At 34.6% G+C, this 12,600-nt stretch carries 11 protein-coding genes; 4 read left to right on the top strand and 7 right to left on the bottom strand.

The annotated features are described in order from the left end of the window. Positions 1–1,188, top strand: a complete 1,188-nt coding sequence (nhaA, locus tag JHL15_RS09400; protein WP_200245292.1) for a Na+/H+ antiporter NhaA — start codon at positions 1–3, stop codon at positions 1,186–1,188. 54 nt (positions 1,189–1,242) lie between these two features. Here the strand turns inward: nhaA and JHL15_RS09395 are convergent, their stop codons facing one another. After that, entirely contained in the window at positions 1,243–1,389 is a 147-nt protein-coding gene (locus JHL15_RS09395) for a bacteriocin-like protein (protein WP_200245291.1), read from the bottom strand. Between the two features lie 94 nt (positions 1,390–1,483). Next, a complete protein-coding gene (locus JHL15_RS09390; RefSeq protein WP_200245290.1) occupies positions 1,484–2,479 on the bottom strand; it encodes a YihY/virulence factor BrkB family protein in 996 nt (331 codons plus the stop codon). Positions 2,480–2,943: 464 nt separating this feature from the next. Between JHL15_RS09390 and JHL15_RS09385 the strand changes: the two genes are divergently transcribed. Next, a complete protein-coding gene (locus JHL15_RS09385; protein ID WP_200245289.1) occupies positions 2,944–3,417 on the top strand; it encodes a 23S rRNA (pseudouridine(1915)-N(3))-methyltransferase RlmH in 474 nt (157 codons plus the stop codon). Position 3,418: 1 nt separating this feature from the next. Here JHL15_RS09385 and JHL15_RS09380 read toward each other — a convergent pair whose 3' ends face one another. The 3 genes from JHL15_RS09380 to JHL15_RS09370 are packed head-to-tail and all read right to left on the bottom strand — an operon-like array spanning position 3,419 to position 5,127. Next, positions 3,419–4,231 carry a tetratricopeptide repeat protein gene (locus JHL15_RS09380; protein WP_200245288.1) on the bottom strand — a complete coding sequence of 271 codons (813 nt, stop codon included), beginning with the start codon at positions 4,229–4,231 and terminating at the stop codon, positions 3,419–3,421. Continuing rightward, complete coding sequence (locus JHL15_RS09375; RefSeq protein WP_200245286.1) at positions 4,228–4,794, bottom strand: phosphatase PAP2 family protein; 567 nt, start codon at positions 4,792–4,794, stop codon at positions 4,228–4,230. Before JHL15_RS09375 ends, JHL15_RS09380 begins: the two co-directional genes overlap by 4 nt. A 3-nt stretch (positions 4,795–4,797) precedes the next feature. After that, positions 4,798–5,127 (bottom strand): Sec-independent protein translocase subunit TatA/TatB, encoded by a 330-nt coding sequence (locus JHL15_RS09370; protein ID WP_172277843.1) that lies wholly within the window; start codon positions 5,125–5,127, stop codon positions 4,798–4,800. Positions 5,128–5,349: 222 nt separating this feature from the next. Between JHL15_RS09370 and JHL15_RS09365 the strand changes: the two genes are divergently transcribed. Further along, on the top strand, positions 5,350–6,291 hold the full coding sequence (locus JHL15_RS09365) for a hypothetical protein (RefSeq protein ID WP_200245284.1): 942 nt from the start codon (positions 5,350–5,352) through the stop codon (positions 6,289–6,291). Positions 6,292–6,369: 78 nt separating this feature from the next. Here the strand turns inward: JHL15_RS09365 and JHL15_RS09360 are convergent, their stop codons facing one another. Next, on the bottom strand, positions 6,370–7,596 hold the full coding sequence (locus tag JHL15_RS09360) for a TCR/Tet family MFS transporter (protein ID WP_200245282.1): 1,227 nt from the start codon (positions 7,594–7,596) through the stop codon (positions 6,370–6,372). A 524-nt stretch (positions 7,597–8,120) separates the two neighbouring features. Beyond that, positions 8,121–11,015 (bottom strand): protein translocase subunit SecD, encoded by a 2,895-nt coding sequence (gene secD, locus JHL15_RS09355; RefSeq protein ID WP_200245280.1) that lies wholly within the window; start codon positions 11,013–11,015, stop codon positions 8,121–8,123. A 218-nt stretch (positions 11,016–11,233) separates the two neighbouring features. Here secD and JHL15_RS09350 point away from each other — a divergent pair, with 218 nt between their 5' ends. After that, entirely contained in the window at positions 11,234–12,598 is a 1,365-nt protein-coding gene (locus JHL15_RS09350) for a PQQ-dependent sugar dehydrogenase (protein WP_200245278.1), read from the top strand. Positions 12,599–12,600 lie beyond the last annotated feature (2 nt).

The following is a 12,600-nucleotide window of genomic DNA, read 5'->3' as shown; positions in this document are numbered from 1 at the left end:
ATGAATTTATCTATTTATTTTAAAAAATTTTTTAATAGCAGTCAATCTTCAGGAATTATCCTTATTTTTTGTGTCATTCTCTCCTTACTGATCGCTAATTCAGGATTAGGAAGTGGTTTTCAAAACTGGCTGGACCAGGAAACGGGTACTGATCTTTTTGATCTGAAATATCCCATACATATCTGGATCAATGATGGACTGATGGCTGTTTTCTTTCTTCTTGTAGGTTTAGAAATAAAAAGGGAACTTGTAGAGGGCGAACTTTCATCTTTTAAAAATGCATCGCTTCCCATATTCGCCGCTATTGGCGGAATGCTTGTTCCGGCAACAATCTATACAATGTTTAACTCAGGTACAGAGTATGGGAACGGATGGGGAATCCCAATGGCTACGGATATTGCTTTCTCATTAGCTTTGATTTCCATGCTGGGAAGTAAAATCCCTAATTCCATTAAGATTTTTCTTGCGGCATTAGCTATCGTTGATGATCTTGGCGCCATATTAGTTATTGCTATTTTTTATACTGATCAGATCCATTGGCTGTACCTTCTTCTTTCTTTAGGGGTTACCATCTTATTGTTTCTTTTAAACTTTTTAAAAGTTACCAAACTTATATTTTACATTATTCCGGGGTTATTTTTATGGTATTTCTTACACCATTCTGGAATTCATGCGACTATTGCGGGAGTTCTGTTAGCATTATCAATTCCAACAAATGCATCAAATGTCCAGATCTCACCTTTAGAAAAGTTAGAACATACATTGCACATTCCTGTAAGCTTCGTTATCATGCCTATTTTTGCTCTTACAAATACCAATATTACATTTCATAATGGAATGGTTGAAGGCTTGACAAGTACTTTGGGCTTAGGAATTATTGTTGGTTTAGTAATAGGAAAGCTCATTGGTATCAATCTATTTTCTTTCATTGCTATCAAACTCAGATTAAGTTCTTTACCACACAACAGCACCTGGTCGCATATGCTGGGAGTAGGTTTATTGGCTGGAATTGGTTTTACAATGTCGATTTTTATTGCCTTGCTTTCATTTAAAGATCAAATTGAGATTCAGGATGAAGCTAAATTTGCGATTCTGATTGCTTCGTTTTTATCAGCAGTTTTAGGAGTTGTTATATTAAGCATAAGCTCCAAGAAAAACAGATTTATTGATGAAGACAATGAAGAGTAAGATTTCAAATAATATTATAAAAAAAACAGAGCCTTTAATGCTCTGTTTTTTTTATTATGGACAAACATATGTTATAAGTCTGCAAAGTCCGTTACAACAATAGGTGTTTGTTCCCGGACAATAATCATCGCCTGTTCTGCAAGCAAGTCCTCCTTTTACAATTTTAAGATCGTTTCTCGATAGTTTTTTAATGTTTTTCATAGTAATTTGATTTAGTTGATTTTCCTACTCTTTAGCTTTTCGGATTCCGCTATGTTGAAAACTAAGTTAATATTTTTCTGAAATAACCTATTATTTATTTCTTCCTCATATGCTCCTCATTAATTTCTAAATTAGGATCGGTGTCCTTCATACTGTAAGAGGATGTTTCTTTTTTCAGTTCATCCGATAATAATTTCTCGATTCTAAGCTTTCTGATTGCCATATTAAGCTCATTTCCAAATAAAAGAAGATATACGTTCACATTTACCCATACCATCAAAAGGATCATACTTCCAATAGAGCCATATAAAACATTATATCGGGCAATATCTTTAACATAAATCGCAAAAATATAGGTGGTAACAACGAAAAGAACAGTTGTTAAAATAGCTCCCGGAATTGCTTGTCTGAATCTCGCTATTTTAACGGTTCCTAACCAGTAAAACATCGTTAATAATATAAAATAGAACAAAGGGAAAGATACAAATCCAATAATCTTGGAGAGGTTATTAACCAGCCATGACACATTATGGGTAGGAGTAAATAATTTGAGCACAACCTCTACGTAATACACTCCAAAGAGTGCAAGAAATACAATGGTTATAAAACCAATTGTGATAAAGAAAGAGAGTATAAACTCTTTGACATCTGTAAGCTTTTCATCTGAATTTTCATTAAATCCATTGATGAGGGAAAAAGTCCCGTTCGTGGCAAAGACCAATGCCAGGACGATCGTCAAATTACTGATTCCTCTCATATTGGGAATAATGCTTTTCTCAATATAGCCTCTTACATCCGTTTCCATATCAGATGGAAAGACGTTATGGATCAGTACTTCAAAAATGTAAAAATGAAGTTTATCATAGTGAGGCATATAAGGTAAAATAGAAAGCAGGAAAAGAAGAAATGGAAATAAACTAATGGTAAAACTCCATGAAATAGCTGCTGCTTTCCTTCCTATCTTATCTTTAAAAATACCAGAGATATAGATTTGAAACATTTGCCAAAGGGATATTCCTAAAACAGGGATATGTATGTCATCTAAGAATTCTTGAATTTTCAAGATAAAATTAGGAACTTTTATATTCATAACTATTTTAGGATATTATCTTTTTATTACAATTATTCCCGATCAATTTTGGTACAGATAGAGCATGACGACCCCAATTCTTATCACTCGCAAAAGAGATACTGTAAAAAGAAGCATTAAGTTTCAGTCTGGAGACTTCTTTATCAGAATTAAGCACAAAAAAATTATTAAAATAATTCCCACAATTGACCTTAGAAATTTTGCAATTAATTTCTTCACACTTATCACCATAACCAGTAACAACCTGATTATAAGAAGTTAATAGAAAACACAAAAACAGATAAGAAATAAATTTCAGCTTCATCATGTGATGTTGGTTACGTAAAAATACAGTTTTTTTTAGACTTCCTTTTTCACCTAAATAATAAGTCTTCAAATAATAACACTAGAAAAGCAATAAAAAAATACGAAATAATTCTTTAATTTATGAATATCTTTGCCTTCATTAAATTTGATTACATCCCATGCGAATCAGCTTACTTTGTATTGGAAAGACAGACGATAAAGAAATTACTTCTCTGATCAGCTATTATCTTACCCGTCTTCCAAAACATTGGAATTTTGAAATAACAGAAATTCCGGATATTAAAAATGCTAAAAATCTTTCTTCTGATCTTTTAAAAAAAGAAGAAGCTAAGCTTTTCATGAACAATATCGACAAAAATGATCTGGTGGTAATTCTCGACGAAAAGGGAAAGCAATTTACAAGCAGAGAATTTGCACAAAAAATAGATACATGGATGAATTTGTCTGTCAAAAAAATCCATATCCTGATTGGTGGAGCCTATGGTTTTTCTGAAGAAATATACAGCAGGGCAAACGAAAAAATGTCATTATCTAAAATGACATTTACACACCAGATGATCCGGTTATTTATCGTTGAACAATTGTATCGTGCAGATCAGATTTTACAGGGAAAACCTTATCATAATGATTAATCTATTTGGTAGGACATTTAGCAAAATTTTCAGCTAAAAGAGCCTTTTCATATCCAGTCGCAACAGCTTTCTCCAGATTAGCACAAGCTTCTTTAGGTTTTGCTCCATCAAAAAGAATTAAAGCTTTAGTAACATAAGACTGAGCAAATTTCGGATCAATAGAAATTGCTTTATTAATATCTGTCAAAGCTTCTTTAGGCTTTTTCATTTTTAAATATAAATCTGCACGTCCATTGTATAATAAAGACTCGGGTTTTTCAGAAAGAAGCTGATTATAATCCTTCAAAGCACCTTCTAGGTCACCATTATTCTTTTTTAAATTGGCTAATCCAGTTCTACCAAAAATATTATCTGGTGCAAAACTTAAGATCTGATTTAAATCTTTAATAGCTAATTCTTTCTTGCCTTGAGCATCATAAATTTTTGATCTCGTTAAATACATATCTACATTTTCAGGATCAATCTGTAGTCCTTTATCTATATATTCAAGAGCTTTTTGCTTGGCTCCTTTTTGACTATTTACTGAAGCCAGATTGGCATAAACAGAAGCTGACATAGGATTTGCTCTCAGTGCAGCTTCATAGGATTTCAAGGCTAAGCTTGTTTTTCCCAGCCTTCTTTGAGCTGTTCCTAAATTGTTATAATATTCCGATTGGTATTTCTGGATCTGCTCCTTTTCAGCCAGTTTCAAATATTGCTCTTCTGCACATTTGTAATCAGCTTTTTTAAAGCATTCTTCAGCTGTTTTTGCATCCTGGGAATAGAGATTAGCAAACGAAAATGCTAATAATACAAGTAATAAATGTTTTTTCATGAGGTTATAGTTTGTTTGTTGATCACTTTTTTTGCGAGTGCACCAAATATCACTCCCAATAAAAGTCCAACAAACGCCCCCACCAAAATATCTATCGGGAAATGCACTCCTAAATATATACGGCTGTAAGAAACGACTGCAGCCCATACAAATATAAAATAAGGAAACCACTTAAGGTTCTTTTTTAATAAAACACTTAAATAAGTGGCTAAAAAGAAGGTATTGGAAGCATGGGCAGAATAGAATCCGAATTGCCCACCGCACTTCACAATTCTCATATAATGTTCCAGAGAAGGATCGTGACATGGTCTTAGCCTTTCCACACCATGTTTGAATATACCAGCTACCTGATCAGAAACCGTAGTTCCTATCAATACAAATAAGAGAATGTATACCAGGGATTTTAGTTTATAATTCTTATATAAAAAATAAAGAAATATAATGTAAAGCGGAACCCAGATCCAGGTACTGGAAATAAGCATCCAAAATTGATCGAATGACGAGTTCCCCAAATTATTGAGAAACAAAAAGACTTTCTTATCTTCCTGAATGATTTCCTCCATCAATTATCTGCTTACAGGTCCTTCATAGGTTTCATCTTCAGAAGGCTTCGGTTTTGCAGGTTCAGAAGAAGGTTCAGTAAGAATATCTTTTTCAATATTCTTCATTGGATTAAAGTCTTTTGCAGCGTCTTTTACTTTCTCGATCTCACGCTTAATCTCTGAAACAGGATTATCAGTTTCTTTCATGATCTCGGTTTTGATATCTTCTACCGCACCACGCATCTTTCTTACGCCTGCTCCTAAGTCACGCGCTATCTGAGGGAGTTTATCCGGTCCGAATAATACAACGATTGCCACTGCAATCAATGCCATTTCTCCAATGCTTAATTCCATGAGGTAAAATTACAAAAGATTATACATATATAATGAAGAAACCTAAAATTTAAACAAATTTTAAGATTTTTCATTTCAACACCTTATCTATTTCAAATTATTGGTTAAAAATCCTATTCACACAAAGCATTTCTAAACTTAATTAATAATTAATTCTCCGTTAAAAGAATTATAATATAATTTTCATTATATTTATTTTTCACACAATTAAAATATTGACTTATGAAAAAATTAGTAACTACTTTTAAAATCTTTGCCCTGGCAATGGTTTTATCTTTGAACAGTTGTCAAAATGACAGCAATGAAGTGCTTAAAGAAAACACAGCAAAACAAGAATCTGTCTCTGATCTTAAAAAAGAGCTAGGTTCTTCATCTCAAACAATTCCCAACACTGTTCAGGTACAATTACAGGATTCCAAAAAGAATCTGGAACAATACCTGAAAGGAGATCTCCAAATTACAGGAATTACTGTTTTAGGAAAACTTTCAACTGAAAAAGCCATTTCTATTTCTAAGAATCTACTTTCTACAAAGGAATCTTTTATTGCTTCTGGTAATATTATGGATCCTGGCTCTGTAAAAATTGGCAAGATGGAAAGCTTCAATTCAGGGGAAGACCTATCTGTTGCAAAACAAAGCTTAAGTGATGTGGTTGCACAGGAAGTAAAAGTAAACAGCGATGTTCTGGAAATCACATGGAATCATAAGGGAGAACAATTTACCTCATTGTGTTTCTATACCAAAGATGGAATTATCTGGGATAATATCCTTGGTGGATTGGTGATAATGGAAAGAGGTAGCCAGGTAGAAACCTCAAATGATAATCAGGCTAAAGTACTTTCTAAATGGTTTAAAGAATGGTGGACCGCAAAATGGTTATGGGGATCTAAGAGAGGTGAGGCAGGATATAAGATCACTATATATTACAATGGATCTACTGTATCCAATGCTGATGTAAGCGATTGGGGTAATATCAGCTTAGGAAAAGCAAAAAGTGAAAGTAAAATACTTAAGAAAACCGGAGCTTACGGACAATGCAGATATGCACTTGGTCTATGTACTCCTACAGGTTCATTAAGCTTTAATTCAAATAACTTTACCGTATCATTTTCAGGACTGGGAAGTAATATTGTAAGCAATGGAACCAAGTCTCTTTATCCTTAGTATATTGTTTTAACTATATTATATTTCAACCGAAAGCAGGGAATCAAATTGATTCCCTGCTTCTTTTATGTAAAAAAATTATTTTTTAATTACCTTATCTTTATGAAAGGCGTAGTATGCAAAAACAACACTTACCGCCATTAATATAAATGCTAAAAAGAAAGGGGCTCCGGAAAATTTAAATGGTGCTTCATCATGTGTAAAATAATAGAACAGATTTGTCATCATTGGAGGTCCTATAATGGCGGTTGCACTCATCAAACTGGTCAATGCACCCTGAAGTTCTCCCTGTTCATTAGAAGGAACACTTTTCGTAATAACAGACTGAAGAGCTGGTCCACAAATTCCGCCCAAACAATAAGGAACAAGAAATGCAAACATCATCCACCCTTCTGTAGCAAAAGCAAATAATAACATTCCAACGGCATATAAAGCCAATCCATAATAAATACTTTTTTGTTCTCCTAAACGGGGTGTTGTCCATCGTATCAGGCCTCCCTGAACTAAACCTACTAATAACCCTACTGCACCGAGTGATAATCCTACCATCCTTTCTGTCCAGTTGAATTTATACATCGTATAGAAACTCCAGTTACTCTGTACAGCGTGACCTGCAATATAAATTAAAATTAATGCTACGATCAATCCGGAAATCTCAGGATGTTTTCCAAGAAATTTAAATGATCCTACAGGATTAGCACGTTTCCAGCTAAATTCTCTCCTTTTGTCTTTATCCAGACTTTCAGGAAGAATAAAATACCCATATAGAAAATTAAGAAGACATAATCCCGCAGCAGCATAAAATGGTACTCTGGAACCATAATGTCCAAGAACACCACCCAAAACAGGTCCTATAATAAAACCTAAACCAAAGGCAGCACCTATAAGACCAAAGTTCTTTGCTCTGTCTGCGTCGGTAGAAATATCAGCGATATAGGCACTCGCTGTAGTAACACTTGCTCCTGTAATTCCAGCTATGATCCTACCCACAAAGAGCCACCAGATACTTGGAGCCAATGCAAGCAAAACATAATCAATAGAAAATCCAAAAAGCGAGATCAAAATAATAGGTCTTCGCCCAAACTTATCACTTAGGTTTCCTACAACAGGGGAAAATATAAACTGGGTAAATGCATAAGCAAAACCAAGCCATCCACCATACTTTGCTGCTTCACTGATATCTGCATGAATAAGTTCCTCAATTAACTTGGGAACAACAGGAATAATGATCCCCCATCCGGTGATATCAATCAATAACGTTATAAAAATAAAGCTCATCGCAGCCTTTTTCCTCGAATTTTCCATAATTCTGCAAAAATAACGAAATATATACAAGCGATGACTTTAAATTATAAATAATTAATAAACCAAAAATTTTGGGATTCGGGGGTATGTGGTTCGGGATTCGAGTTGCGGGGTGCGAGGTGCCCGGTTCGGGTTATTAGTTCTATGATACGAGGTGTGAGGTACGAGATTCGAGGTTCGAGGTTCGGGTTATAGAGTTAGATGTCTAGTTTATGAAATGAAGATTTTTATTATTGGCTGATAAAAAAGCAATTTTACCTTTCGCGATTTCACAATTTCACCCATTAAAAAACGAAAGGTCCGTATTATTGACTTACCTAAAATCGATTTCACAATTTAGCACTTTTGCAATTTTACAATATTAAGAGATGAAGTATTTTCACTATTGCATAATACCAAAGCGATTTTGCCCTTCTGCGATTTCGCAATTTTACAATTTTACAACTTACAATTGCCCCAACACCCAGTAAATAAAAAGAGCCTTTCGTTTGAAAGGCTCTTTTTATTTATTGTAGTATTATAATTTATTTTGAAGCAAGAACTTCTTTATTTGAAGTTGTTTTTCCATGTACTCCTTCTTCTTTTCCTGACTTAAGGAAGTCATAGGCAATAGCCGAAGCAACGAATATGGATGAGTAGGTACCGAAACCAATACCAATCAACATAGCAAACATAAATCCTCTTAGGTTATCTCCACCAAAGATAAAGATCGCCAAAATTACGAGGATCGTTGTAAATGAAGTGTTGAATGTTCTACCTAGTGTACTTGAAATTGAATCATCAAATAATCCAGCTAAGGTTAAAGATTTCTTCTCTCTTAAATACTCTCTAATTCTATCGAAGATAATTACGGTATCGTTAATCGAGTATCCTAATACAGTTAAGATTGCTGCAATGAAATCCTGATTAATTTCCATATTGAATGGCATATATTTATGAAGCAATGAATAAGCTCCTAAAATAATAACCGCATCATGGAATAGGGCCGCAACCGCACCAAGAGAGAACTGCCATTTTCTAAATCTGATCAAGATATAGATAAAGATTCCCGCTAAAGCTGCAACAACTGCAAGAATACCATGAGTCTTAATGTCATCTGCAACCGTAGGTCCTACTTTCTCGGAAGAAATAATTCCAGCATGGTCTTTATCAGCAGCCTTGAAATCATGTAATGAAATATTAGTTGGCAGGTTTGTTTTTAACCCTTCGTATAATTTTTGTTCAACTGTCTGGTCAGCTTTTAGAGACTCATCATCAATCAGGTAATCTGTAGAGATCTTTAATTGTTTAGAGTTACCAAAAGTTTTAGCCTCAACAGAAGAATTCTTTCCATCTTCAGTTTTGAACATCTTAATCAAATTCTGTTCAACATCTTCAGCGTTTACATCTTTATCGAATCTTACAATATAATTTCTACCACCCGTAAAGTCGATTCCATACTTAAATCCATGAATGAAGATAGATCCGATGCAGACTACAGTTAATACTGTAGAAATAATATAAGCGTATTTTCTTTTTCCAATAAAGTCAATCCAGGTATTTCTGAATAAGTTTTTCGTTGGAGCAGTCCATACAGAAAGGTGTTTTCCTTTGTTCAATCTACTGAAGATCATTACTCTTGAAAGTAATACAGAAGTAAACAAAGTCATTGCAATACCAATCATTAAGGTTAAAGCAAATCCTTTAATAGGTCCTGTTCCGAAGAAGAATAACACAACCGCTGTTAAGAAAGTAGTTGAGTGACCATCAATAATAGCGTTCAAAGCATGTTTGAAACCATCTTTATAAGCTTCTAAAATGTTCTTTCCAGCAAATAATTCTTCCTTGGTTCTTTCGTAGATAATTACGTTCGTATCCACAGCCATCGCCATCGTAAGAACGATACCTGCGATACCAGGAAGTGTCAACGTGAAGTCTCCGGAATCCATAATTCCGAAAATATAGAATAAGTTGATAACCATTGCAATTACAGCGTACACACCTGCACCACCATAATAGAAAATGATATAAACAATGATAATTAAAAATGCAATAGCAAAAGAGATCATCCCTGCATTAATAGACTCCTGTCCTAAAGATGGTCCTACCTGTGTAGCCTGAACCACTTTAGCTCCCGCTGGCAATTTACCAGCTCCCAGAACGTCAACCAATTCTTTAGCTTCTTCCTGAGAGAAGTTACCAGAGATCTGAGTTCTACCGTTAGGAATAGCATTTACTACATTGGGTGCAGTGTATACTCTGTTATCAAGAGTTACAGCAACTGGTTTATTAACGTTTTTCTCTGTTAAAGTCTTCCATTCTTTAGCACCTTTAGAGTCCATCTGCATATCAACCACTACTCTTCCCAGTTCATCATAGCTGATGCTAGCTGTTTCAACAGCACCATCTACCGGAGCTTTTTGAGTGATATTTCCTCTGATAGCATATAATACCAAGCTTTCAGGATCTGTAGCTTCTGGCTTATATCCCCACATAAATTGGGTATATTTAATGTTAGCCGGACGTAATGCCTGTCCTACTTTGCTGTTTAAAATTTTATTTACAACAGCTGTATCAGACAGTTTTATGTTGGCAACACCATTTGTTCTTAGTTTATCTAAGTGCAAAAGATTCATGAAGTTTACATTCTTAGCAACTCCCATAGAATCGCCTTTTGCAGCAATAACACTTGTTAAAGTCTGGAAGTAAGGTCCAATTTCAGGCACCTGTTGTACTTCCCAGAACTGAAGTTTTGCTGAAGTCTGTAGCATTTTCTTCACCTTGTCAATATCCTTCATACCGGGCATTTCAACAGAAATTCTTGCCGTCCCAGGTACTCTCTGAACATTCGGTTGCACAGCTCCCATTTTATCAATTCTCGTTCTGATTACTTCAAAAGCAGTACCTACAGAAGCATCAATTCTTCTTTTTACAATGCTTTTTACTTGATCATCACTCGTGTTATACTTAATCTCTGTAAGATTAGCGTTTCCGAATAATTCCGGATCTGCAAGTTTAAGATTCGTTCCCTTTGCTTTGTTAACTATATCGAATTGATCGAAAAAGTTATCAATATAAGCTTTTGTAGAATTCTTCTGAACCTCGTCAGTTTTGTTTAAAGCTTCGATTAGAACAGGATTAGATGAATAATTTGTCAGATCACTCACTAAGTCTCTTTGGTTGATCTCCAAAAGAACGTTGATCCCTCCTTTCAAGTCAAGACCAAGTTTCATTTCTTTGTCTTTCGCTTTAGAATAGTAAAGCTTTGTATAACCAAGATTAAGAGTATCTTCTTTTATTCGCTTGATCTCTTTCTCGTTTCCGTTCGCAGCTTCAATCTGCGATTCAATTTTGCTGGCGTACCAGGTTGGTATAAGCTCATTTAGGCAAATCAACCCCAGTACAATAGCAACAATTGTAATAAGTCCTTTTCCTTGCATTTTGTTATAAACTACGTTAAATTAAGTCGGCAAATATAATGAATTTCTTTATATTTTATGAACTTTTAGCAACAGAAATGGTTTATTTTCAGATATATCGACAACCCCACTTCTATTTAAGATTTATCAATTTTAACAGTATATTTTAATGAAGTTTGCAAATTTCAATTGGTATGAAATTTTCATTCGTATTACAATACACTAAATATCACAATATTATGAAAATTTTACTTTTTATGGTAGGGATTCTTTCTTCCCTATTTCTTAATTCCCAGACAATTAATCTGGTAGAATTTGCCACGGGGCTTACAAGTCCCGTCGAAATTACAAACGCCAATGACAGCAGATTGTTTGCAGTACAACAGAATGGAATCATTAAAATTATTCAGCCCACAGGAACCATCAATGCCGCTAATTTTTTAAATATTAGCAGCAAGGTTCTCTATGGAGGAGAAAGGGGACTTTTAGGCCTTGCTTTTCATCCACAGTATACTACGAATGGATATTTCTTCGTGTATTATAATAATATTACAAACGGAAATATTACGGTTGCAAGGTATACCGTAAGCAGTTCAGATCCAAATGTAGCCGATCCGGGTTCTGAAAAAATAATATTAAGTATTCCAAAACCTTTCGATAATCACAATGGAGGAAGTATTCATTTTGCGCCTGATGGAAAATTATGGATCGTAACCGGAGACGGTGGTAGCGGAGGAGATCCAAATAACAATGCACAGAACAAAAATTCCCTTCTTGGAAAAATGCTACGTATTGATATCAATTCAACAAATGCGTACAATATTCCACCAGACAATCCTTTTGTAGGTGTTGATGGAGCTGATGAAATCTGGGCTTATGGTCTTAGAAATGCTTGGAAATTTTCTTTTGACCTTACTACTGGTAATGCAATGATCGCTGATGTAGGACAGGGCCAGATTGAAGAAATAAATAGAAATCCAATTTCCCAGGCAGGAATTAATTATGGATGGAGATGCTATGAAGGAAATACAGCGTACAACACCAATGGCTGTGCAAGCTCTTCAACAATGACTTTCCCTATCGCTGTCTACAATCATTCTGGTGGAAAATGTTCCATAACCGGTGGTTACGTGTACAGAGGAAGTCTTTATCCTACACTACAAGGGAAATATTTTTTCGCTGATTATTGTTCTGATCAAATTGGTATCTTAAGTTCCGATAACTCCATCACCTGGACTACAGCATATCCTGGCAATGGATTCTCAAGCTTCGGACAGGATAATCAGAATGGATTATACGTAGCCGCTGTTGATAGTGGAAAAATTTACAAAATTACAAGTGGAACACTTTCTACTCAGAATAACAATAATTTAAGTGAAATTAAAATATATCCTAACCCCGCATCTAAAAGGGTATTTATTGAAGGATTAAAAGGAACAAAAGTTTCAGCAGAAATCATAAGCTCTGAAGGCAGGGTTCTGGATCATATCAACATCAATAATGATAACAGTATTGATATATCGAATATTCCAGCAGGTGTTTATTATATCAATTTAAAATCAGGAGAATTAAAATCTTACAGCCAGAAGTTGATTATCCAATAAAA

This window comes from Chryseobacterium paridis (genome assembly GCF_016595215.1).
Lineage (GTDB): Bacteria > Bacteroidota > Bacteroidia > Flavobacteriales > Weeksellaceae > Chryseobacterium > Chryseobacterium paridis.
This window is presented reverse-complemented; position numbering and strand designations above follow the sequence as displayed.